This window comes from Aeromonas sp. ASNIH4, assembly GCF_002934425.1.
Lineage (GTDB): Bacteria > Pseudomonadota > Gammaproteobacteria > Enterobacterales > Aeromonadaceae > Aeromonas > Aeromonas hydrophila.
In genome coordinates this window covers 4,420,585-4,442,500 of record NZ_CP026217.1, presented here as the reverse complement: position 1 = coordinate 4,442,500, position 21,916 = coordinate 4,420,585, and the positions used below count along the sequence as shown (strand labels likewise).

The 21,916-nt window shown below is 61.3% G+C and carries 19 protein-coding genes, 1 tRNA gene and 2 rRNA genes (1 of these 22 cut by a window edge); 14 read left to right on the top strand and 8 right to left on the bottom strand.

From position 1 onward, the window contains the following. The 3 genes from C2U40_RS20810 to C2U40_RS20800 all read left to right on the top strand — a co-directional run. A 23S ribosomal RNA gene (locus tag C2U40_RS20810) occupies positions 1 to 1,619 on the top strand; it begins 1,270 nt to the left of the window's first position. 83 nt (positions 1,620 to 1,702) lie between these two features. Continuing rightward, a 5S ribosomal RNA gene (rrf, locus tag C2U40_RS20805) occupies positions 1,703 to 1,817 on the top strand. Between the two features lie 98 nt (positions 1,818 to 1,915). Next, a tRNA-Asp gene (locus C2U40_RS20800) sits at positions 1,916 to 1,992 on the top strand. 80 nt (positions 1,993 to 2,072) lie between these two features. Here the strand turns inward: C2U40_RS20800 and C2U40_RS20795 are convergent. Then, complete coding sequence (locus tag C2U40_RS20795; protein WP_011707692.1) at positions 2,073 to 2,405, bottom strand: cupin domain-containing protein; 333 nt, start codon at positions 2,403 to 2,405, stop codon at positions 2,073 to 2,075. A gap of 226 nt (positions 2,406 to 2,631) precedes the next feature. On the opposite strand from C2U40_RS20795, the gene C2U40_RS20790 reads away from it, so the two are divergent. The 5 genes from C2U40_RS20790 to C2U40_RS20770 all read left to right on the top strand — a co-directional run bounded on the left by C2U40_RS20790 (position 2,632) and on the right by C2U40_RS20770 (position 7,876). Beyond that, complete coding sequence (locus C2U40_RS20790) at positions 2,632 to 3,990, top strand: NCS2 family permease (protein ID WP_016352259.1); 1,359 nt, start codon at positions 2,632 to 2,634, stop codon at positions 3,988 to 3,990. 231 nt (positions 3,991 to 4,221) lie between these two features. Then, entirely contained in the window at positions 4,222 to 5,292 is a 1,071-nt protein-coding gene (gene dhaK / locus C2U40_RS20785) for a dihydroxyacetone kinase subunit DhaK (RefSeq protein ID WP_045525822.1), read from the top strand. Between the two features lie 15 nt (positions 5,293 to 5,307). Next, positions 5,308 to 5,937: a dihydroxyacetone kinase subunit DhaL gene (dhaL, locus tag C2U40_RS20780; protein WP_016352257.1), complete on the top strand. Its 630-nt coding sequence runs from the start codon at positions 5,308 to 5,310 to the stop codon at positions 5,935 to 5,937. A 1-nt stretch (position 5,938) separates the two neighbouring features. Continuing rightward, entirely contained in the window at positions 5,939 to 6,655 is a 717-nt protein-coding gene (gene dhaM, locus C2U40_RS20775) for a dihydroxyacetone kinase phosphoryl donor subunit DhaM (protein WP_103827982.1), read from the top strand. Positions 6,656 to 6,793: 138 nt separating this feature from the next. Continuing rightward, positions 6,794 to 7,876, top strand: a complete 1,083-nt coding sequence (locus C2U40_RS20770) for a glycerol dehydrogenase (protein ID WP_024946333.1) — start codon at positions 6,794 to 6,796, stop codon at positions 7,874 to 7,876. Between the two features lie 95 nt (positions 7,877 to 7,971). Here C2U40_RS20770 and dhaR read toward each other — a convergent pair whose 3' ends face one another. Beyond that, positions 7,972 to 9,882 (bottom strand): dihydroxyacetone kinase operon transcriptional regulator DhaR, encoded by a 1,911-nt coding sequence (gene dhaR, locus C2U40_RS20765; RefSeq protein WP_181014819.1) that lies wholly within the window; start codon positions 9,880 to 9,882, stop codon positions 7,972 to 7,974. A gap of 67 nt (positions 9,883 to 9,949) precedes the next feature. Next, positions 9,950 to 10,843: a LysR family transcriptional regulator gene (locus tag C2U40_RS20760; RefSeq protein ID WP_103827983.1), complete on the bottom strand. Its 894-nt coding sequence runs from the start codon at positions 10,841 to 10,843 to the stop codon at positions 9,950 to 9,952. A 167-nt stretch (positions 10,844 to 11,010) separates the two neighbouring features. Between C2U40_RS20760 and C2U40_RS20755 the strand changes: the two genes are divergently transcribed. The 4 genes from C2U40_RS20755 to C2U40_RS20740 all read left to right on the top strand — a co-directional run bounded on the left by C2U40_RS20755 (position 11,011) and on the right by C2U40_RS20740 (position 13,948). Continuing rightward, positions 11,011 to 12,129: an agmatine deiminase family protein gene (locus tag C2U40_RS20755; RefSeq protein WP_103827984.1), complete on the top strand. Its 1,119-nt coding sequence runs from the start codon at positions 11,011 to 11,013 to the stop codon at positions 12,127 to 12,129. A gap of 406 nt (positions 12,130 to 12,535) precedes the next feature. Continuing rightward, positions 12,536 to 12,769 carry a hypothetical protein gene (locus C2U40_RS20750; RefSeq protein WP_103827985.1) on the top strand — a complete coding sequence of 78 codons (234 nt, stop codon included), beginning with the start codon at positions 12,536 to 12,538 and terminating at the stop codon, positions 12,767 to 12,769. 279 nt (positions 12,770 to 13,048) lie between these two features. Beyond that, positions 13,049 to 13,438 (top strand): hypothetical protein, encoded by a 390-nt coding sequence (locus tag C2U40_RS20745; RefSeq protein WP_103827986.1) that lies wholly within the window; start codon positions 13,049 to 13,051, stop codon positions 13,436 to 13,438. A 66-nt stretch (positions 13,439 to 13,504) separates the two neighbouring features. Next, positions 13,505 to 13,948: a hypothetical protein gene (locus C2U40_RS20740; protein WP_199773225.1), complete on the top strand. Its 444-nt coding sequence runs from the start codon at positions 13,505 to 13,507 to the stop codon at positions 13,946 to 13,948. Between the two features lie 334 nt (positions 13,949 to 14,282). Here C2U40_RS20740 and ydiK read toward each other — a convergent pair whose 3' ends face one another. Both ydiK and C2U40_RS20725 read right to left on the bottom strand, forming a co-directional pair. After that, entirely contained in the window at positions 14,283 to 15,368 is a 1,086-nt protein-coding gene (ydiK, locus tag C2U40_RS20730) for an AI-2E family transporter YdiK (protein ID WP_181014820.1), read from the bottom strand. Next, positions 15,365 to 16,744 (bottom strand): phosphatase PAP2 family protein, encoded by a 1,380-nt coding sequence (locus C2U40_RS20725; RefSeq protein WP_103827989.1) that lies wholly within the window; start codon positions 16,742 to 16,744, stop codon positions 15,365 to 15,367. The genes ydiK and C2U40_RS20725 overlap by 4 nt, the downstream gene beginning before the upstream one ends. A gap of 197 nt (positions 16,745 to 16,941) precedes the next feature. Between C2U40_RS20725 and C2U40_RS20720 the strand changes: the two genes are divergently transcribed. Beyond that, positions 16,942 to 17,322, top strand: coding sequence for a hypothetical protein (locus tag C2U40_RS20720; RefSeq protein WP_024946339.1), 381 nt, complete (start codon positions 16,942 to 16,944; stop codon positions 17,320 to 17,322). Positions 17,323 to 17,376: 54 nt separating this feature from the next. Here the strand turns inward: C2U40_RS20720 and C2U40_RS20715 are convergent, their stop codons facing one another. Together C2U40_RS20715 and C2U40_RS20710 are read right to left on the bottom strand one after the other, a co-directional pair. Then, positions 17,377 to 18,150 (bottom strand): substrate-binding periplasmic protein, encoded by a 774-nt coding sequence (locus C2U40_RS20715; RefSeq protein WP_011707679.1) that lies wholly within the window; start codon positions 18,148 to 18,150, stop codon positions 17,377 to 17,379. A 159-nt stretch (positions 18,151 to 18,309) separates the two neighbouring features. Further along, positions 18,310 to 19,341, bottom strand: a complete 1,032-nt coding sequence (locus C2U40_RS20710; protein WP_103827990.1) for a hypothetical protein — start codon at positions 19,339 to 19,341, stop codon at positions 18,310 to 18,312. Between the two features lie 215 nt (positions 19,342 to 19,556). Between C2U40_RS20710 and C2U40_RS20705 the strand changes: the two genes are divergently transcribed. After that, positions 19,557 to 19,883: a YnjH family protein gene (locus C2U40_RS20705; protein ID WP_103827991.1), complete on the top strand. Its 327-nt coding sequence runs from the start codon at positions 19,557 to 19,559 to the stop codon at positions 19,881 to 19,883. Positions 19,884 to 20,354: 471 nt separating this feature from the next. Here the strand turns inward: C2U40_RS20705 and C2U40_RS20700 are convergent, their stop codons facing one another. Then, positions 20,355 to 21,803 carry a catalase gene (locus C2U40_RS20700; protein ID WP_103827992.1) on the bottom strand — a complete coding sequence of 483 codons (1,449 nt, stop codon included), beginning with the start codon at positions 21,801 to 21,803 and terminating at the stop codon, positions 20,355 to 20,357. Positions 21,804 to 21,916: the final 113 nt, after the last annotated feature.

Genomic DNA, 21,916 nt, shown 5'->3' with positions numbered 1-21,916 from the left:
AAAGCCTCCTCGCCGGAAGACCAAGGGTTCCTGTCCAACGTTAATCGGGGCAGGGTGAGTCGACCCCTAAGGCGAGGCCGAAAGGCGTAGTCGATGGGAAGCAGGTTAATATTCCTGCACGACTTGTAATTGCGATGGGGGGACGGAGAAGGCTAGGTGGGCCAGGCGACGGTTGTCCTGGTGAAAGTGCGTAGGTGGTGTTTCTAGGCAAATCCGGAGACACAACACTGAGACACGAGACGAACGCACTACGGTGCGGAAGCCATTGATGCCCTGCTTCCAGGAAAAGCCTCTAAGCTTCAGATTACAAGTCATCGTACCCCAAACCGACACAGGTGGTCGGGTAGAGAATACCAAGGCGCTTGAGAGAACTCGGGTGAAGGAACTAGGCAAAATAGAACCGTAACTTCGGGAGAAGGTTCGCTCTTGACAGTGAAGTCCCTTGCGGATGGAGCAGTTGGGAGTCGCAGTGACCAGATGGCTGGGACTGTTTATCAAAAACACAGCACTCTGCAAACACGAAAGTGGACGTATAGGGTGTGACACCTGCCCGGTGCCGGAAGGTTAATTGATGGGGTTAGCGCAAGCGAAGCTCTTGATCGAAGCCCCGGTAAACGGCGGCCGTAACTATAACGGTCCTAAGGTAGCGAAATTCCTTGTCGGGTAAGTTCCGACCTGCACGAATGGTGTAACCATGGCCATGCTGTCTCCACCCGAGACTCAGTGAAATCGAATTCGCCGTGAAGATGCGGTGTACCCGCGGCTAGACGGAAAGACCCCGTGAACCTTTACTACAGCTTGGCACTGAACATTGAACCTACATGTGTAGGATAGGTGGGAGGCTTTGAAGGCGTGACGCCAGTTGCGCTGGAGCCGTCCTTGAAATACCACCCTTGTATGTTTGATGTTCTAACGCAGGCCCATGAATCTGGGTCGCGGACAGTGCCTGGTGGGTAGTTTGACTGGGGCGGTCTCCTCCCAAAGAGTAACGGAGGAGCACGAAGGTTGGCTAATCCTGGTCGGACATCAGGAGGTTAGTGCAATGGCATAAGCCAGCTTAACTGCGAGACGGACAGGTCGAGCAGGTACGAAAGTAGGTCATAGTGATCCGGTGGTTCTGAATGGAAGGGCCATCGCTCAACGGATAAAAGGTACTCCGGGGATAACAGGCTGATACCGCCCAAGAGTTCATATCGACGGCGGTGTTTGGCACCTCGATGTCGGCTCATCACATCCTGGGGCTGAAGTCGGTCCCAAGGGTATGGCTGTTCGCCATTTAAAGTGGTACGCGAGCTGGGTTCAGAACGTCGTGAGACAGTTCGGTCCCTATCTGCCGTGGGCGTTGGATGATTGAAGGGAGTTGCTCCTAGTACGAGAGGACCGGAGTGAACGAACCTCTGGTGTTCGGGTTGTCACGCCAGTGGCACTGCCCGGTAGCTAAGTTCGGAATCGATAACCGCTGAAAGCATCTAAGCGGGAAGCGAGCCCTGAGATGAGTCATCCCTGACCCCTTGAGGGTCCTAAAGGGCCGTTGGAGACCACAACGTTGATAGGTGGGGTGTGTAAGCGCGGCGACGTGTTGAGCTAACCCATACTAATTACCCGTGAGGCTTAACCATACAACACCCAAGAAGTGTTCTAAGGCTTGTAGCAGATACCGAGAACGAACAACAAAATCAGCTTTCTTAGATTGAAGAATTTGCCTGGCGGCCATAGCGCCGTGGAACCACCTGAACCCATGCCGAACTCAGAAGTGAAACGCGGTAGCGCCGATGGTAGTGTGGCATTCGCCATGCGAGAGTAGGACACTGCCAGGCACCCAATTAAACGGTGATGTGACGAATCACATAGCCGGCTGCGAGGATGACACCTCATTGAAGCGGCAAACAATTTAGCAAAAAGCTAACCAGACAGCGGAGCGGTAGTTCAGTCGGTTAGAATACCGGCCTGTCACGCCGGGGGTCGCGGGTTCGAGTCCCGTCCGCTCCGCCACTACTTAAGAAGCCCAGTCTAACGACTGGGCTTTTTTTCGTTTAACTTTTCCCGAATTGCCTCTTTTCCCCTCACGCGGCTCAGTAAAACACGCAAAGCCAGACGGTGGTCATGTCGGGATGGGTCCATTCCACCCTGTGTTTTTGGCGGGCCGGAATATTGATGTGATCGCCCGGGCCCAGTTGTACCAGCTGCTGTTGCTGGGTCTGCGGGTCGATGAACAGCAGGCTGGCTTCCCCCTGTACCACCAGGATCCACTCATGTTCATCCTGATCGTACCATTCACCCGGGGCGGTGTGATGACCGCGGGATAGGATGCGTTCGATCCGCAGGTGGTTGGTGCTGACCAGATCCTGAAAGAGTTCGGTAGGCAGTGGCGAGGGAATATCGTTCAGCAGATTGCGCGTGTGCATGGGTATCTCCCGTCTGGCAGTGCGAGTGGTTCTCTGCAGTATAGGAGCGAGCCTGATGGGTAAAGGTGAGATCCGTGACAGGCAGGCAAGCAAATCCGTGTCCGAACGAGAACGATTACGACCATTTTGATGAAAAAGTCAGGGAATTCGCTGCAATTCCGACAAATTCTTGCTATTTTGCGCGCCACGAAAGCAAACGATTTCCTTCACACTTTCAGGACAAGTTATGGCAAAGCAAGATATGGCCGCCCAATCAGGGAACGGCGGCTTTTTGGACTCTTATTTTTCCATTTCTGCGCGCGGCAGCAGCGTGCGCCAGGAGTTGCTGGCCGGGTTGACCACCTTTTTGGCCATGGTTTACAGCATCATAGTGGTGCCGAACATGCTGGGCGCTGCCGGTTTTGAACAGGGACCGGTGTTTGTCGCCACCTGCTTGATCGCCGCCTTCGGCTCTCTGCTGATGGGCCTGTGGGCCAAGCTGCCGATGGCCATCGGTTGTGCCATCTCCCTCACCGCCTTTACCGCCTTCAGCCTGGTGCTGGGGCAGGGACTGAGCATCCCGGTGGCGCTGGGCGCCATCTTCCTGATGGGGGTTCTGTTCACCCTGATCAGCGTCACCGGCGTGCGCCAGTGGATCCTGGACAACCTGCCCTCCGGCATCGCCCACGGCACCGGCATCGGCATCGGTCTGTTCCTGCTGCTGATCGCCACCAACGGCGTCGGCATGGTGATCAAGAACGAAGGCGCCGGTCTGCCGGTTCAGCTGGGTGAAGTGACGGCCTTCCCGGTCATCATGACGGTGCTGGGTCTGGCCGCCATCTTCGGTCTGGAGCGTCGCAAAGTGCCGGGCGGCATCCTGATGGTGATCATCGCCATCTCCATTCTCGGCCTTGTGTTCGATCCGAAAGTGACCTGGCAGGGCTTCTTCGCCATGCCGAGCCTGACTGGCGAGAAAGGCTCCCTGGTAGGCAGCATGGATCTGCTGGGCGCCCTCAATCCGGTGGTGATCCCGACCGTCTTGGCGCTGGTGATGACCGCCGTGTTTGATGCTACCGGCACCATCCGTGCCGTGGCCGGTCAGGCGGGTCTCATCAACGAGCGTGGCCACATCATCAGCGGCGGCAAGGCGCTGACTGCCGACTCCGTCAGCAGCATGGTGGCGGGCGCCGTCGGTGGTGCACCGGCTGCCGTCTACATCGAATCCGCCGCCGGCACCGCCGCCGGCGGCAAGACCGGTCTGACCGCCGCCCTGGTCGGCGTGCTGTTCCTGCTGATGATCTTCCTCTCGCCGCTGAGCTATTTGGTACCGGCCTACGCCACCGCGCCTGCGCTGATGTACGTCGGCCTGCTGATGCTGGGCAACGTCACCAAGCTGGACTTCAACGACTCGGTCGATGCGCTCTCCGGCATGCTGTGCGCTGTCTTCATCGTGCTCACCTGCAACATCGTTACCGGCATCATGCTGGGCTTCGTGGCGCTGGTCGTCGGTCGTCTGTTTGCCGCCGAGTGGAAGAAGCTCAATATCGGTACCGTGATCATTGCCGTGGCACTGGTGATCTTCTATGCCGGTGGTTGGGCCATCTAAGGCTCCCGGTTTACGTGAAGGGCTCCTGCGGGGGCCCTTTTTGTTGGCTGTGAGACGGCTAACAGTTTTCCTCATATTGGCTCCGCACTGTTTCAGATTGAAACGCCGGCCACCCTTCTGCTGTTTCAAATCCGAACCAAACTCCCGGTTATTTTTATCCTGTTTTCTGTCGTTAGACTGGCTCCATCAACCATCTGCCTACCCGTGTGGTGGCAAGCCAAGGAGTGAGCCATGAAGAAACTGATCAATGCCGTCGATGCCGTGGTCCGTGAACAACTGATGGGGATGGCGGCCGCCCACCCCGAGCTCAAGGTCCGTATCGAGCCACACTACATCACCCGTGCCGACTCCCCCGTGATGGGCAAGGTGGCGCTGGTCTCCGGCGGTGGCAGCGGCCACGAGCCGATGCACGGCGGTCTGGTGGGCAAGGGAATGCTGGATGGTGCCTGCCCCGGCGAGATCTTTACCTCGCCGACCCCGGATCAGATGTATGAGTGCGGCCAGGCGGTCGACGGCGGTGCCGGCGTGCTGTTTCTGGTGAAGAACTACACCGGCGACGTGCTCAACTTCGAGACCGCGGTCGAGCTGCTGCACGGTGACGGGGTCAAGGTGGGTTTTGCCCTGATCGATGACGATGTGGCGGTCAAAGACAGCCTCTATACCGCCGGCCGTCGTGGTGTCGCCACGACCGTGCTGTGCGAGAAGCTGGTCGGTGCTGCCGCCGAGGCGGGTTACGATCTGGCGCGCTGCGAGGCGCTGGCCCGCCGCATCAACAACCAGAGCCGCACCATAGGCGTCGCTACCCACGCCTGTACCGTGCCGGCCGCCGGCAAGCCCTCCTTCACCCTGGCGGACAACGAGATGGAGTTTGGCGTGGGCATCCATGGCGAGCCGGGCATAGCGCGCCGTCCCTTCACCAATCTCGACACCCTGGTGGGTGACATGTTCAATGAACTGGCGGACAACACTCCCTATGGCCGTACCCTGCGTCACTGGGACAGAGCCTCCGGCAGCTGGCAGGAGGAGCACACCTTCATCGAGCCGTTCAACAAGGGCGATCGCGTCATCGCACTGGTCAACAGCCTGGGCGGCACTCCCATCTCCGAGCTCTACGGCGTCTATGGCCGTCTTGCTACCCTGTGCGAAGAGGCGGGCATCCATCTGGTGCGCAACCTGATCGGCCCCTACTGCACCTCCCTCGACATGACCGGCATCTCCATCACCTTGCTCAAGGTGGATGACGAGCTGATGACCCTGTGGGATGCCCCCGTTCACACCCCGGCCTTGCGCCGCGGCTGCTAAGGAGTCTTCATACCCATGCTAAGCAAACATCAGATCGTCAACTGGCTGCTCGACTGCGAGCATATCTTCACCGAGCAGCGTGACTACCTCACGGCGCTGGATACCGACATCGGCGACGGCGACCACGGCCTAAACATGCAGCGCGGCTTTACCAAGGTGGCCGAGAAGCTGCCGGCAGTGGCGGACAAAGACATCGGTCAGGTACTGAAAACCACCGGCATGACCCTGCTCTCCTCGGTCGGCGGCGCCAGCGGCCCGCTCTACGGCACCTTCTTCATCCGGGCCGCGGCCAGCAGCGATGCCTGCCAGAGCCTGACCCTCGGCCAGCTCGGCAAGATGCTGAGCGACGGGGTGGAGGGGATCGTCTCGCGCGGCCGTGCCGAGCCGGGTGACAAGACCATGTGTGACGCCTGGTGGCCAGCCCTGGCCGCCCTGCAGCAGGCGGAACAGCAAGGCTTGCCGCTGCCCGAGGCGCTGGACAAGGCGGTGGCGGCCGCTGCCGCCGGCACCGAGGCCACCATCCAGATGCAGGCCCGCAAGGGGCGCGCCAGCTATCTTGGCGAGCGCAGCATCGGCCATCAGGATGCCGGGGCCACCTCGACCCTGCTGCTGCTGACCGCCCTGCGTGACAGAGCGAGGTTGTGACATGATCGGAATCGTAGTGGTCTCTCACAGCGCCATGCTGGCAACCGGCTTGAAAGCGCTGGCCGACCAGCTGGGCAGCCCGGCGAAGCTGTTGCTGGCGGCCGGGGTCGATGACCCCGACCACCCCATCGGCACCGACGCCATCGCTGTGATGAGTGCGATTGAAGAAGCGGACGACGGCAGCGGCGTGCTGGTACTGATGGATCTGGGCAGCGCCCTGCTCAGCGCCGAGACCGCCCTCGAGCTGTTGCCCCCGCAGCTGAGTGCCCGGGTACGGCTCTGCCCCGCCCCGCTGGTCGAGGGCACCCTGGCTGCCGTGGTGGCGGCCGGATCCGGCCTGACGCTGGACGAGGTGGCCGCCGAGGCGCTCGGCGCGCTGGGCCCGAAACAGGCGATGCTGCCGGGCAAGGCGGAGCCGCAGGATGTCGAGGCCGCTCCTGCGCCCGACGACGGCTGGCTGCGCTGCGAGGTGGTGGTGGACAACCCCCACGGCCTGCACGTGCGCCCTGCCGCCCGCCTGGTGGCGGCACTCAAGCCTTTTGCCGCAGAACTCAGGCTGCAAAAGGAGGAGAAAGAGGCTAACCCCCGCAGCCTGACCCGGCTCACCATGCTCAACGTGCGTCAGGGTGACCAGCTCACCCTGCTGGCACGCGGGGAGGATGCCGAGGCCGCCTTGGCCTGCTTCCAGCAGCTGGCTGCGGAGCGCTTCGGCGACTGACGCCACTGTTTCAAGGCGCTGCACTCGCTCGCTGAGCCGGTGCAGCCCCATTCAAGACGAAGGAGTCCCCGGCATTGCCGCCCCTTCGCCCCTGTTAGTTTCAAAAGATGTCTTATGAACTAGAGAGAGGGATAAAATATGGACCGCATCATCATCAGCCCCAGCAAATACGTGCAAGGCAACGGGGCCCTCGCCAACATCGGCAACTACGTCAAGGCGCTCGGCGCCAAGCCGCTGATCCTGGCCGACGCCTTCGTCACCAAGCTGGTTGGCGATACCGTGGCCACCAGCTTCCACGGGGCAGGCATCCAGCCCGAATTTGACTGCTTCAACGGCGAGTGCTCCCGCCCCGAAATAGATCGCCTGCTGGCTCGCTGCAAGCAGACCCCGTTTGACGTCATCATCGGCATCGGCGGTGGCAAGACGCTGGATACCGCCAAGTCGGTCGCCTTCTACCAGCAGGTGCCGGTGGTCATAGTGCCGACCATCGCCTCCACCGATGCCCCCACCAGCGCGCTGGCGGTCATCTACACCCCGGAGGGGCAGTTCAGCGAGTACCTGATGATCCCGACCAACCCCAACATGGTCATCATGGATACCGGCGTGGTTGCCCGTGCCCCGGTGCGGCTGCTGGTCTCCGGCATGGGGGATGCGCTCTCCACCTACTTCGAGGCGCGCGCCAACAAGGTCTCCGGTTGCCAGACCATGGCCGGTGGCGCCTCCACCCTGGCGGCGCAGGCCATCGCCGAGCTCTGCTACAAGACCCTGCTGGCCGATGGCTACAAGGCCAAGCTGGCGGTGGAGCAGGGGCTCTGCACCAAGGCGGTGGAGAACATCATCGAGGCCAACACCTATCTGAGCGGTATCGGCTTCGAGAGCAGCGGGCTGGCCGCCGCCCACGCCGTTCACAACGGCCTGACTCAGCTGGCCGAATGTCATCACCTCTATCACGGTGAGAAAGTGGCGTTCGGTACCCTGGTGCAGCTGGTGCTGGAGAACGCGCCGATGGCGGAGATCGAAACCGTGCTGGGTTTCTGCCGCTCGATCGGCCTGCCCACCAACCTGCATATGATGGGGGTCAAGGAGCTGGACATGGCGCGCCTGATGGACGTGGCCAAGGCCTCCACTGCGGAAGGGGAGACCATCCACAACATGCCGTTCAAGGTCACCGCCGAGGACGTGCTGGCGGCCATCGTCACCGCCCACCAGCTGGGGCTGTAACCGCGCCACGGCTGACCTTGCCATATAAAAACGGCCCCGCATCTGCGGGGCCTTTTCGTTTGCAGCGGGCCTGTTGGCAGCAGCTCGGATCGCCGTCAGCCGTGATAGTCGGCGGGATCGATCTCGAGCAGCTTCAGCCGTCGCCAGAGGGTGGTGCGGCCGATCCCCAGTTGTTGGGCCATCTGGCTGACCTGCCCCTTGCAGGCGTGGGCGCAGCGCAGGATAGCCTGACGTTCCAACTCGGCCAGGGTGAGCAGCGGTTGTCCCACCACCTCGTCCGCCACCAGTTGATGGCCGTGACGAATGGCGGCCGGCAGTGCCTCGGGCGGGATCTGTGATTGGCTGGAGTGAAGCAGGGCATGCTCGATGGCACTGCGCAGCTCCCCCAGGTTGCCGGGCCAGGGGTAGGCAAGCAGGCAGTCGAGGGCCGCCGGGCTGAACTGGCGCCCCGGCTCGCGCCCCTGCGCCCCGAGCTGTTGGCTGATGAGGCCGGGCAGATCGGCAGTGCGCTCGCGCAGGCTCGGCAGCCACAGTTCGCACGCCTGCAACGCATAGAGCAGCTGACGGCCGAAGTGCCCCTCCTGCACCTTCTGCTCCAGCGCGGCGCTGCTGGTAGCGATGATCCTTACCTTGAGCGGCAGGATGCGGGCCGAGTCGAAGCGCTGGAGGCGGCCGGTCTTGAGCAGTTGCAGCAGCGCCGCCTGCATGGGAGGGGAGAGGCACTCCACCTGCTCCAGCACCAGGGTGCCGCCGTGGGCCAGTTCGAACTTGCCGGCCCGCTCCTGTCCCGCTTCGTCAGAGCCCATCAGCTCCAGCGCCATCCGCTCGCTCGGCAGCGCCTGGCAGTTGAGGGTGACGAGCGGGCCGGCGGCCTGCTCGCTGCCGAAGTGGATCGCCTCCGCCAACTGGGCCTTCCCCACCTCCTCCTCGCCGCGCAGCAGTATGGGGCCCGGGCTTTGGGCCGCCTGCCGGGCGTAACGCAGCAGCTTGCGCATGGCGCTCGATTCGCCCACCAGCGCCGACAGCTCGGGCACCGTCTGGCGCAGCTGATGGATGGCCCGCAGCCGATCGACCGGGTGCAGCAGCACGATAAAGCTGACGCCGTCCGGCCCGGGCAGCGGCTTGAGGCTCACCAGCGCATTGATGAACTCCGCCTCCTGCCTGCCCACCCGCTCCAGCGTTACCTCCACGTGGCTCAGGGTGGTCTGCCCCTTGATGGCGAGCTGCAACCGCTGGGGCAGCAGCAGGTGCTGCTCCAGCGGTTGGCCGAGGCAGAGATCCGGGTCGAGCCGCAGCCGTCTGGCCGCCAGGGCGTTGAGGTAGCGCAGCCGACCCTGGGGATCCCAGGCCAGCACGCCATCATCCATGCCGTCCAGCAGGGCGTAGAGCTCGCTCAGGTGGTGCTGGGACTCCTGCATCAGGGTCTCCATCTGCAGCAGGTGGGCCAGCTCGCGCCCGGCGCTGACGGTGAGCGCCAGATCGCCGGCGCTCGCCTCTTCCACCTTGCAGGTCAGCGCCATGATGGCGACCTGACGGCCGTTGCTGTTGTAGACCGGGCTGGCACAGCAGTGCCAGGGGTGGAGGGTCTGGTTGAAGTGCTGGGCACCGCTGACGCAGAGCGGCATCCCCTCCAGCGCGGCCAGGTTGATGGCATTGGTGCCGATCCGCCCTTCGCTGAAAAAGGCGCCGGGGCCGAAGCCGAGCGCTTCCAGCTCCGCCAGGGTGTCGGGGTGGCCGGTGCGCGCCAGCAGGCAGCCGCTCTCGTCGGTGAGCAGCAGGGCGCAGGGGCGCCCCTCCATGAATTCGTAGAGATCCTCGAGCGCCATCTCGCCGGTGGTGAGCAGGTCGCGCTTGCGCTGGCGCAGGCTCTGCAAGGTCTGCCCCTTGGCGTTGTGGGGCGGATGCCAGAGGGTGGCGCTGGTCTGGTGGGCGCAGCGCAGCCAGGAGGCTTGCAGATAGTCAGGCCAGGCCCGGGCTGGCGGCATGGAGGCGGACAGGATGGACACGACAAGATCCGGCAAAGAGACGAACGCCCATTTAACCACCCTTGCCGGCCCGATTCAGTGACCTGCCTCAGAGGGATGGCAAACCATCCTCGGCAGGATCGGGGTCGGCAAATTGCAACTCAAGCCAGCGGCAGAAGGCGCGGCACTCCGGCATGATCTCGCTCTCCTGATGCACCAGCAGATGCCACTGCGGCCCCTTGACCCTGTGAGTAGAGAGCGGCAACAGCAGCCCCTGCTGACGAGCGGGACGGGAGAGCCGCTCGCTCACCAGGGCGATGCCGAGCCCCTGGCAGGCAGCGTCCAGCAAGAGGCCGGGATCGGAGAAGTTGAGGCCCCGGGTCTGCAGCTGCAGCTCCTCTCCGCCCTTGAGGGTCCAGTGGTGCCAGTCCAGCTCCCGCTCCCCGTGCAGGGTGGTGCGCTCTGTCGCAGGTAGCGCCAGCACGGCGGGGGCAGCCACCGGCAGCAGACGGTCTGCCAGCAGCAGCTGGTGGCGGCACTCGGCCTGGGGAGCCAGCTCCCAGCGCAGGGCGAGATCGATGGTCTGCTCGGCCATGTCGGGTTCTTCGTCGCTGGTGAACAGCCAGAGATCGACCTCGGGATGGGCGCGATGAAACGCCCCCAGCCGCGGCAGCAGCCAGTGGCGGGCGAGGGCGGTGCTGGTGTTGAGCACCAGCTGGTTGGGCTTGCGGTACTGCTCCAGCCGCTGGATCCCCATCGCCAGCTGCAGCAGCACGCTCTGGGTGGTCTCCAGCAGATCTTGCCCCGCATCGGTGAGGGTGACCGAGCGCCCCTGCCGGTGAAACAGCGGCTGGCCGAGCAGCTCCTCCAGCGAGCGGATCTGCTGGCTGATGGCGGACTGGGTCAGGTGCAGCGCCTGCGCCGCCTGATGAAAACTGCCGAGCCGGGCCGCCGCCTCAAAGCCCCGCAGCACGTTGAGCGGGGGCCACTGTTTGAACACCATTGATTAGCTCCACTTATCACTTTTACGGAAAATCGATCGTTTGTTCACCATCCATGCAACGGATAGTCTATTACTCAGCGTGATTCGATTAACAGCGCTTGTTTTTGATCCCCCTTTTGTTGGGCCCGGACGCTCAAGTTCGAGCCCGTTTTCACAGGAGTCATCTCATGTCATCCCGTCGCCATGTTCTGAAACAGCTGGCCGCCCTCGGCGCCTTGGTCGGGCTGGGTACGCTGCCAAAGGCCAAGGCCGCCGCAACCGTCACCAGCTCGGCAGACGCCCGCTTCTACATGCCGGAAGAGTCGACGTTTCAGACCCGGGTTTGGGTGGCGTTTGCCGCCAGCGAGGCCATCTGGGGCGGCGACTATCCGGCGGTGCAGGCCACCATAGGCCGACTGGTGCAGGCCATGGTGCCCTATACCCAGGTGAACGTGCTCTGCCGCGAAGCCGAACAGGCGCTGGCCCGCCAGCTATGCGGCGAGCAGAACACTCGCTTTGTCGTCGCCGAGCTGGACGACATCTGGCTGCGGGATACCGGCGGCGTCTTCGTTCAGAACGAGGAGGGGGAGCTGGGGCTGGTGGATTTCAACTTCAACGGCTGGGGTGACAAGCAGGAGCACGAACAGGATGCCGGCGTCGCCGAGCTGGTCAGCCAGCAGGCCAACGTCCGTTATCTGCAGAGCAAGCTGACCGGCGAGGGGGGCGGCATCGAGGTGGATGGCAACGGCACCGCCATCCTGACCGAGAGCTGCTGGCTTAACAGCAACCGCAATCCGGGGGTGAGCAAGGCGCAACTGGAGGCGGAGCTGAAGGCCAATCTGGGGCTGCGAAAAATCATCTGGCTGCCCGGCATCAAGGGCAAGGACATCACAGATGCCCACGTCGATTTCTACGCCCGCTTCGTGCGCCCCGGGGTGGTGGTGGTCAATCTGGACAATGATCCGCAGTCCCACGACTACGAGGTGACCCGCCGGCACCTGGCCATCCTCAAGCAGGCCACCGATGCCGACGGCAACAAGCTGGATCTGCATGTGCTGCCGCCCCCGCTGGACGGGCGGGACAACCGTTTCAGCCGCAGCCGAGATTTTGCCGCTGGCTACATCAACTATCTGCCGATCAATGGCGCGGTGATCGCCCCCGAGTTTGGCGACAAGGCCGCCGACAGCTACTGCCACGAGCTGCTGGCCCGCCTCTACCCCGGCCGCGACATCGTGCAGATCAATATCGATCCGGTGGCCGCCGGTGGCGGCGGTATTCACTGCATAACCCTCCACCAGCCAGCCTGAGCCTTCCCTACCGACTGATAACCCGGGGCGTTGCCATGCCCCGGGTTATTTATCCACACACATTTTTGTTAACCACGAACTACTTACTCACCGCCATAAATGTTGACCCACTACGGCATATGGGGTATCACCTCGATCACACTCCCGAGCTATTCAAGAAGTTGAGGCTGGGTGGTGCTTTCAATTGCCGCTCTGGGGGTGTATTTTTGCTCAGGAGTAAACAGAGCCAAAGATGATGCTAAGTGAATAGGTTCAGCTCCAGAGTCAGACCGAGAATATGATGATTTTAAATGGATTTTCGTAGCGGTTATACGAGTGCCTTGGTATTTTATGGAAGGGATAATATGAGGTTGTTAGTACCACCTTTCCTTTAATCACCACTATGTGGGATCGCAAGGTAATGAGCATGGATGAATATTCCAAGATCGAACAGTGTATTGTGGCGAGTGATGTTGGCTCTGGTCGAGATGGGATCGGAATAGAGATTTATTCTGGTGGCGACATGCTTCTTGAAATTTTTCGAGATGACAATAAAAAGACCAGAGAGGTGACCTTTTATAAAAAGGAGCTCGATCTCGAGCTTGTCGAACAAGCAATTAAACAGTTCAAAAATAAAATCCCGTGGGAGTTTCAGGAATAAAATAGGCTTGCTGGCTGCCAATTAATATTGGTCACTAAAATGTCATTCACTCATTGTTCTTAAACGACTTTTTAATCGGGCACATAAACTGGAAAAGTATGTGGAGTTTGCCGAGATAAATATGTGCTGTTACTGGGAGGCTGAATATCGAGACCGAAATCCAAGTCTGTAGATACGGTGGCTAGTATATTTAAACCTAATCATTAGCAGCAATTGCAACGGCCATGGTGGGCCGCATTCTGATCTAAAACATTGCCGTCACAATTACGGAAGTGAGTCATGGGAATAGAACTACATATTACACGCGCCAATCATTTTGCCGAAAACAAAGGGTATGAAATTCGAGCAGAAGAATGGCGTATTTATGTTAACACTGACTCAGAACTCCAGTTTTTCCCCGATAATGGCGACTACTTCGTCCGCTTGAATGGACAGTCAAAATACGAAGACCTATGGCTTAACTGGTTTGGAGGAAACATTTCGACTAAGTGGCCAGATACCGTGTTGTATCGGAAGATGCTCCAGATTGCGCAGCATCTGAACGCCAAAATTCAGGACAGCGATGGTAATCTATTTATCTCTGAGGACGATTGGGAGTTTGATCCAACCGTCCCACCATCCGCTATCAAGAAGCCCTTTCCTTGGTGGAAAAGAATACTCGGCAAGTAACGCCCAACTAATCATTAAAGCGGGACGCGCCTACTGCGCGCCCCCTAATTTAACATTAGGGAACAAATGAAACGTCTAATCCCCCTACTTCTATGGCTATTCTCGTTGAGCCAAAATGTAAATGGAGCGGAAAAGCCAGAGGCTTTAGTGAAATCCTTCCAAGCCGATTATTTTTCATGGAATAATTACGCCATAAGAATAGATTCTAATCACGAACCAATTAAATCTATGGAGCTAATAGAAAAATCATATAAAAAGCTACTAAGAAAATATACTCTCCCAGAGTTCAAAGGGGAACCGGTTGCGTATGGTTCAGAGCCGTCTCATGATCCACATAATGAAAGAATCATATTAACACAGCTAAATGGCAACAGTGCTACAATTCGCACTGAGCTGCTTCAACCTTACTACACGCCTGTTTATGAATACCATTTAATTAATAAGGATGGTCGCTGGTACCTGACTCAGGTTTATTTTATTGACAGTGATGGTCAGTATCCCTGTCTTTAGAAAAATCTAACTAGCCCGTAGATTCGATTAGCCGCAAGGTGTAATCTGACGTTCGCATAAATCGATTCCCCCGCTATAACGGCCACTCCCATTTTCCCTCTGACAGATGCCGTTGACTCACGGAAACTACGGGACAGCGGCATCTCGAACGTCCGATTACGTTTCGCTAAGCGAACCTGCATGAGGTGGTAATATGTGGGGTATGCAGGTTGGAACGAATTATCAAACCTGATGCTATCGCGATAAATCACGAGCGCCATGCACAAAAGAGCCGCCCTTATGGGTGGCTCTTTGTATCAGCTATGGATGGCTGAATCGTCTTGTTACTGATCCGTCACTCGGCCTTGGGCGGTTCCACCGCCGCAGTCGCCGGTTGGTCATCTTCCTTGATCCAGGCATCCAGCAGGGTGTAACCCACCGCCAGCACCACGGGGCCGATAAAGAGGCCGATGATCCCCATCGCCAGCAAGCCACCGATAACCCCCACCAGAATGAGGATGAGCGGCAGGTCGGCGCCGCGCTTGATCAGGAAGGGGCGCAGGAAGTTGTCCATGGTGCCCGCCAGCAGCGACCAGACCAGCAGGAAGGTGCCCCAGGTGGTGTCGCCGCTCCAGTAGAGGTAGCCGACACAGGCCAGCAGCACCGGGAAGGGGCCGATCTGGGCGACGATCAGCAGGAACATCACCACCACCAGGATCATGGTGTAGGGGATGCCGGCAATCAGCAGACCCAGCCCTGCCACCGAGGATTGCACCAGCGCGGTCACCACGACCCCCATGGCCACGGCGCGGATCGCCTGGGAGGCCAGCACTGTGGCGTTGTCGCCGCGCTCACCGGCCAGCCGGTGGGCAAAGCGGCGAATGCCGGTCGCCACCACTTCACCCGAGTGGTAGAGCAGGCCGCAGATGCCGACAGTCAGCAGGAAGTGGACGAACAGCAGCCCCAGGTTGCCCGCCTGGGAGGCGAGCCAGCGGGCGGTCTGGCCAAAATAGGGGGCCAGCTTGGCGAACAGCACCTGGCCACCGCTCGCCAGAATTTGCTGCCAGAAGTCATAGAGCTTGCCGCCTACCAGCGGCACCTGCTGCAACCAGAGCAGCTCGGGAGGCGGGGAGTGGCTGATGGTGGTGCCGAGCTCAATCAGCATGGGCGCCTTCTCCGCCACGTTGGCCAGCGCCATGAACAGCGGGATGACGAACATCAGCAGCAGTACCAGGGTCATGCTGAGGGCCGCCAGGGCGCGCTTGCCCCACAGCAGGCGCTGCACCATCAGCATCAGCGGCCAGGTGGCGATGGTGATCATGGTGGCCCACACCAGGGCGGGCAGGAAGGGGCGCAGCACCATGAAGCAGGAGACGATGAGGAGGCTGAGAAACAGCACTCCCAGGGTTATCTTGGCCAAATCCACTTTTTTCATATTCATAGCAATCCCTTGTCAGGGCCTGGGCCCTTGGGTAGCGGGTCATTATTCACGAGTGAGAGTATCCACCAGAGGCCGGCGCTCAACCAGAGCCCCAGGCAACAATAAAGCAGCCACTGGCCGAGCAGGATAAGCCAGGAGCTGGTCAGCCAGAGCTGCAGCGCCCACCAGAGCGCCCCCAGCGGCAGGCCGCCGAGCAGCGCCAGCAGCGGGGTACGCCAGCCGGTCTGCGTCGTGCGCGGCAGCGGCAACAGCATGCCGAGGGTCAGCCCCAGGCTGAAGGTGGCCAGGCCCGCTAGCGCCGAGGATTGGCTCCACCCGGCGGCCAGCGCGCAGGCGAAGGTGAGCCCGGCCCAGCTCCACGACTTGGCCGCCAGGTTGGCGAGGCGGGGATGCAGGGCCAGCAGCAAGGCGCCAAGCAGCAGGCCTGCCGCCACATCTGACAGGAAGTGAACTCCGAGCCAGACCCGGGCCAGCCCGGTCAGGGTGGCCAGCAGCAGGGCCAGGGCGATGCTGCGCCAGGGGTTGGCGGGCCAGTACCCTCTGAGCAATACGCCCCAGAACAGCAGCGCCGAGGCGGCGTGGCCGCTCGGCATGCCGAAGCCCTGGGCGCTGCCTTGTGCCAGCGCGGGATCGAGGTGGAAGGGTCTGGGCCAGCCAATCCCCTCCTTGGCCACCAGCACCAGCAGGGTGAGGGTCAGCATGGCCAGCAGCAGCTGGCGCACCCGGGGCCAGCCCAGCCAGGGCAGCAGCAAGGGTAGCAGGGCAAGCTGAAAGGCGGCTGAACCGAACAGGTTGCTGACCTCGAGCCAGCGCACCTGGGCACCGAGCCAGGTCTGCAGCTGGTGGATCAGCGGCACTTCCATTTGGTGCAGTGCATTGCCCTCGCCACAAAAATCGGGCTGCCACAGCACGGGGCTGTCGGGAATGGCGGCCAGTTGGGGGGCCAGCCAGTCGAGCTGCGCCGGAAAGCGGCGTTGATCATCCGGCAATCGGGCCGGAGCGATCAGCCTGGCATTGAGGATCTCGCCGCCCAGATTGGGGGCCCGCAACAGGGAGACAAAGCCAGAACCGGTCTGTGCGCGAATGGGTTCCAGGGTCTGGCAGGCAAACAGCAAGGCGCGCTGCCATGAGCCCAGCTCGGCGATGACCCGGCCCCGCAGGCCGGTCTCTTCATACAGCTCCCGCAGCGCCGCCTGCTGCGACGTCTCGCCCGCATCTATGTAGCCGCCGGTCAGGCTGTAGCGGGACGAAACCCTGTCCTGTACCAGCAACAGTTGTTGTTGATGTTTGACGACGCAGACGGCTGCGCTTGGCGCGGCCAGGGCGGGCAATCCCGCCAGCAGAAGACAGAACAGCAAAAAACAGTAGCGCGACATGACCGCCTGACGAGTGAGGGAGAATGGGCACAAGCGTCACAGAAATCAGATAGTTGGGCAATGGTTTCCGGTCGGGCTGTCCTACTTGGGGCGGCCTGACGAGGGGCCGGCTGGCTGCGCAAGGATTGCCGTGGGGAGAGGCAGTCCCTAGTATTGGCAGCTATGTTATTTTCATGCAGCAAACCTTGGGACCTTCCATGAAACAGTTTGGCTTTTTTCTGGGTATCGCCATCGGCGTCATCCTGATCCTGTTCGGCAGCATCGTCATCTTCCAGGCCCTGCCTGCCGCGCTGGACGTGCTGGAGATGCCGAGCCGCATCCCCTTTGTGCGCGAGGTTTACACCTGGCTGATGACCAGCGCCAGCGGCCTGACCGGCCAGCTGGAGCAGAACTTCCTGGAGGCGTTCCAGACCGTGCTCAAGCTGATCCTGCTCATCACCTTCATGTGGGTCTGCGTCAAGCTGGTCAACATGGGGGTCTTGATCATCCGTGCCGGGGTGGACCTCATCCGTACCGCCATCGAGCACAGCGAAAGTGCCCAGACCAAGAAGTCCGATCACGACCACCACTTCCAGTGAACGGATCGCACCATGAAACAGGCCACCTTCGGGTGGCCTGTTTGCATCTTGGGTTTATTCGATCGTGGGCAGGTGATCCGCTGGCGGTGACTGCACCACATCCTGATAGCGGGCGATGAGCCGCTTGAAGGCCTCCCCCTGTCTGACCTTGTCGAGCGCCTGCTGCAGGCGGGCGACCTGCTGTTTATCCGCCGCCGGGTTGAAGGCGAAGCAGTTGTCCTGATCCGCCAAGGTGGCGACGGTGACGAAGGTATCGGACGAAAAGCCGAGCTGCCTTGCCTGGTGGAACAGCATGACTTCGTTGCCGGCCACCAGATCGGTGCGGGCCATGATGAGCTGGCGCACCACCTGATCCATGCGCTCCACCGACATCAGGTTGGCGGGGCTGATGCCCCGGTTGAGCAGCAGCTGCTCCCCTACGTCCGCCTGCATGACCCCGATCTGCAGCTTGGTCAGATCGGCCTTGCCGGTCACCTTGGGGGCATCCCGCTTGCGCCCTACCAGCGAGACCCGCGAGTGGCTGATGGGGCAGACCCAGAGAAAGTGCGGATCCCGCGCTTGGGTGTGGGCTGTGGTAAACAGCACCGCATCCGGCTGCTGGGTCAGCAGATACCAGGCCTTGGCCCAGGGCATGAAGTGGATGGGCTGCTCCGGCTCGCCCATCTCCTGCCACATCAGCCGCAGCAGCTCCACCGCCAGGCCGGTGCTGTTGCCCTGCTCATCCTGGCCGTTGAACGGCATGTTCTGCTCGGAGTAATAGGTGAACGCCGAGGCGGGCAGGGCTGTGCCAAGACAGCAGCAGATCATCAGGCTGAGCAGACGCGACATGGCAGCACTCCTTGCAACAAATCGTCCTTCCAGTTTAGGGGGCTATGTCGAGAAGTTCATGATTTCCCGCACCCGGTAGCGTGGGTAGCAAGGGGTTGTGGTGGGGAGCGAGGGGGGCGGAAAACAGCCAGGCCATCTTGCGATGGCCTGGTGAGGGGCTTACTTGAGCAGGGCTTCCATCTCAGCTTCGGCAGCGGCGCGCGCGGCCTCGGCCTTGGCGGCCGCATCCGTTGCGGTGGCAGTGGCGCTGCTGACCGCCTGCTTGGCCGGTTCGGTCACGGCCTTGCTGGCCTGCTGCTGCGCGGTGGCAGTGGCGCTGCTGACCGCCTGCTTGGCCGGTTCGGTGACGGCCTTGGTAGCCTGCTGCTGCACGGTGGCAGTGGCGCTGCTGACCGCTTGCTTGGCCGGCTCGGTGACGGCCTTGGTGGCCTGCTGCTGCACGGTGGTAGTGGCACTGCTGACCGCCTGCTTAGCCGGCTCGGCCACGGCCTTGGTGGCCTGCTGCTGCACGGTGGCGGTGGTGCTGCTGACCGCCTTGCCGGCCTGTTGCTGAGCCGAGGTAGCGGCGCCGTTCACGACCTGCTTGGTGGTGTCAGCCATGGTCTTGCTGGCGCCCTGCTGCAGGGAACCCAGCACGCTGCCAAATACCGAGCTGGTGGTGGCGGCGCCAGTTAGGCTCTTGCTCGCCGAGCCGGTCAGACTGTTGGTGGCGCCGGCGAGCGCGCTGGTCGCCGGATTGCCCTGCGTCTGCCAGTTCTGCATCTCGGTTGGCCAGCTCGGGGCGCCGGCCGCCAGGTTCTCGCCAAAGACCTGGGGCGTACCGTCCCCCTTGAGCAGCATGACGGACATCTGGTTGGTCTGTGAGTTCCACACCATGCCGGCCTGCTTGGCGACGTCCGGCACGGGGGCGTAGCGGGAGACCACGTAGAACAGCGGCCCTTCCTGCTGCAGCTCGTTGGCGGTCTTGAGCAACTGCATGGTGCTGTCGTAATTGGGGCCGAGGATGCTGGTCATCCGGTCCTTTATCAGCGGCTGTTCAAACAGGTTGGCCTCATTGGGGTCGAAGCCGACCAGGGGTTTGAGCAGGGCCCACATCAGCTGGCTGGTGGGGCTCATCATCAACAGGGGGGCGACGCAGGCGGACAACATCAGGCTCAGGCAGGCCGCCTGGAGCAACGGCATGATACGCATTGGGATAATATCCAAATAACGATTTGATTAATAAGGTTATATTCGTCGAGAACCGACAAATCCACCGGGGTTTTCCTGCGCCTATTTTGACGGGCATGAGCAGGCGCTGGCAGGCTATCATATTGGCTTGGGAATGCCAGCGAGGGCGCTGCTTATTAATCAAGTTTGTGTCGTTTCCGGTCGCCTGAACCTTCTATCGAGCAAGGAGAGACATCATGTATCTGGGCAAGAGGGTAGGTGGCTGGCTGTTGCTGGCGCTGTTGGGCGGTGCGACCGGCACCGGCGTGGCGGCAGAGCCGAAGCGGGCGGAAGTGGGAGCCGAACTGGTGCTGCCGCTGGGCTCGCTGCCGGAGCGAGTCTGCTGGTATCAGGATCAGAAGTATTCGCTGGGTGCCAGGATCCAGCAGGGCGACAGCTGGCTGGAGTGCGCCCCGCAAAACGAGCTGGAGAGCAACGGGCCACTGGCCTGGCGCGAGCCGCAAAGGGTGTCGGATGGGGTCGGCAAGGCGACGAAAAGCGGTACCATCAGCGTCGGCCAGTGAGGCTTTTCTTGATCCAGCTAAAGACATGGACGTGACCTCTATCGCATAATGCGGCTCTTTTCCTCTCTTGGCTGGAACCTAAGAAATGGCTCGTCGCTCTTCCAATGCACAACGTCGTCGCAGTAGCTGGTGGTACAAACGCCTGTTGGCAAGGGAGCGGGAAGAGCGCGAAGCGCGTTCCGTCCGGGATTGATACAGCAGTGAAAACAGAGCCTTGGGCTCTGTTTTTTTATTCATCACCGCAGGCGATCACAGTGACGCTCTGCCTATGCACAGCATGCTTGCCGTAACGGGTGGTACAAACGCCTGTTGGCAAGGGAGCGGGAAGAGTGCGAGGGCGCTGCGTTCGGGATGGATACCGCAATGAAAACGGAGCCTTGGGCTCCGTTTTTATCTATCAAATACCGTTATGACGAGAACGGGGGCCAGCAGGCCCCCGTTTTGCTTTTGCAGATGTTGGCTGCCTGCGACTTAGCGCTGCAGGGCGGCCAGTGCCAGCTCGACCCGTTTGGCGTACTCGGGGTCGGCCTGCTCGAAGTGCTTGAGCTGGGCCTGGACGATGGCGTCATCCTCCACGTTGATCAGGGAGCGCGCCAGGTTGGCAGCGAGGCGCGAGCGCTGCCCCTCGTCCATGATCCGGAACAGGTTGCCCGGCTGGCTGTAGTAGTCGCTGTCGTAGTCGCGAAAATCGTAGTGCAGGGCGGCCCCTTCCAGGCTCAGCGCCGGCTCGTGCTGCTCGCTCGGCTGCTGGGTGCCGAAGCGGTTCGGCTGGTAGTTGGGGCTGGCGCCACCGTTGCTGTCGGCCCGCATGGCGCCGTCGCGGTGGGCACCGTGGTGGAACGGGCAGCGCGGGGCGTTGACCGGCAGCAGGCCGTGGTTGACGCCGAGGCGATAGCGCTGGGTGTCACCGTAGGAGAACAGGCGACCCTGCAGCATGCGATCCGGCGAGAAGCCGATGCCGGGCACCACGTTGGCCGGGGTGAAGGCGGCCTGCTCTACGTGAGCGAAGTAGTTGTCCGGGTTCTTGTTGAGCTCCAGTACGCCGACCGGGATCAGCGGGTAGTCGCTGTGCGGCCACACCTTGGTGAGGTCGAACGGGTGGATCTGGTAGGTCTGGGCTTCGGCCTCCGGCATCACCTGCACATAGACCTTCCAGCGCGGGAAGTCACCCCGCTCGATGGCGTTGAACAGATCGGCCTGACTGGTCTCCCGATCCTGGCCGACGGCGGTGGCGGCCTCTTCATCGGTGTAGAAGCTGTGGCCCTGCTCGGTCTTGAAGTGGAACTTGACCCAGAAGCGCTCGTTGGCGTCGTTGATGAAACTGAAGGTGTGGCTGCCGTAGCCGTTCATCTCGCGCAGGCTCTTGGGGATGCCGCGATCGCTGAACAGTATGGTGACCTGATGCAGGGATTCGGGATGGCGGGACCAGAAGTCCCAGGCGGCGGTGGCGCTGCGCAGGTTGGTGCGCGGATCCCGCTTCTGGGTGTGGATGAAGTCGGAGAATTTCAGCGGATCGCGAATGAAGAACACCGGGGTGTTGTTGCCCACCAGGTCCCAGTTGCCCTGCTCGGTGTAGAACTTGAGGGCGAAGCCGCGCACGTCGCGCTCGGCGTCGGCGGCTCCCTTCTCACCGGCCACGGTGGAGAAGCGCAGGAACACCGGGGTTTGCTTGCCGACGGCATTGAACAGGTCGGCCTTGCTGAAGGCGCTGATGTCATGGGTCACGGTAAAGGTGCCGTAGGCGCCCGAGCCTTTAGCGTGAACCACCCGCTCCGGGATCCGTTCCCGATCGAAGTGAGCCAACTTTTCCATCAACCAGATGTCTTGCATCAGCACCGGGCCGCGGGGGCCGGCGGTGAGGCTGTTGTTGTTGTCGACAACGGGGGCGCCATTGGCACTGTGCAGGGTCTTGTCGTTCATGGTGCTTCTCCTTGTTGGTGAGCCTTGAGTCTATAACAAGGAAAAACCAGGGAACCAATGGGCCCTCCCTCGCCCTTTGATAGGCATCACAAATGGGTGGAGCTGGGGGGATG